The following is a 1,010-nucleotide window of genomic DNA, read 5'->3' as shown; positions in this document are numbered from 1 at the left end:
CCGGTGGGGCGGGGGCGGTCACCAAGGCATCGCCACCCCGCCGTTCGGACGGAGGATCTGGCCCGTCGTGAAGGACGAGGCGTCGGAGGCCAGGTAGAGCACGGCGTGCGCGACCTCCCCCGGTTCGCCCACGCGCCGGAGCGGTGACATCCGGGACATGAGCGCCTCGGTGTGGGCCTGGGCGTCCTCGTCGTGGCGGTCGGTCATCGGGGTGCGGATCCAGCCGGGCGCGACGGCGTTGACCCGGATGCCGTACCGGCCGACCTCGGTGGCCAGAGTCTTGGTGAGCTGTACCACCGCTGCCTTGGCCGCGCCGTAGCAGAGCAGGCCGGGGCCGCCCGTGTCCACGGCGCCGGAGGCCATCGTGACGATGCTGCCCGCCGTCCCCCGGTCGAGCATCAGGCGGGCCGCCTCCTGGCAGGCATGGAGCACACCCTTGAAGTTGACGTTCAGGACGCGGTCGAGGTCCTCGTCCCGTGTCTCCAGGACCGGGCTGCTGTGCATGATCCCGGCGATCGCGGCCAGTACGTCCAGGCGCTCGCAGGACCTGACGGCCCGGCGGAGCTGCTCGCGGTCGGTGACGTCAAGGGGGTGGGTGGCCGCGGTGCCGCCGGCGTCCTTGATCAGGGTCGCGGTCTCGTGGAGCCCGGACGTGTCGAGGTCGGCGCAGTGGACGGTGGCGCCCGCCTCCGCGAGCAGGACGGCCGTCGCGCGGCCGATGCCACCGGCGGCGCCGGTGACGAACGCGGTGCGTCCGGTGAGGTCGTACGCGCTGACGGCCATGAAGCGACCGTACGAGCGTTTCTGACGGGTCGTCAATTGGTCGTACGGCGTGAGGTTCTGGGGCGTGTGCCACCAGGGGCCCGGCGCTGAGGGCTCGGGGCGGGGCCGGTCTGACAGCTCGGACACCAGTACGTGGGGCGTTCGCGGGAGCCGTCGCCCTGGTCGGCGACGCGGATGGAGGTGCGGCAGCGCAGGCAGGGGCGGGGGGTGCGGCCGTAGACGAAGAG

General features: G+C 73.0%; 1 protein-coding gene and 1 pseudogene. Both read right to left on the bottom strand.

What is annotated here, in order from left to right; genetic code table 11:
- Window positions 1-18: 18 nt before the first annotated feature.
- The gene (locus EHS43_RS45090; RefSeq protein WP_125196112.1) at window positions 19-783 is read right to left on the bottom strand and encodes an SDR family NAD(P)-dependent oxidoreductase; all 765 of its coding nucleotides are present in this window, start codon (window positions 781-783) and stop codon (window positions 19-21) included.
- A 32-nt stretch (window positions 784-815) separates the two neighbouring features.
- Window positions 816-1,010: pseudogene (locus EHS43_RS45085) on the bottom strand (DNA glycosylase); the annotation flags it as partial.

Source organism: Streptomyces sp. RP5T, assembly GCF_003933965.1.
GTDB lineage: Bacteria > Actinomycetota > Actinomycetes > Streptomycetales > Streptomycetaceae > Streptomyces.
This window is presented reverse-complemented; position numbering and strand designations above follow the sequence as displayed.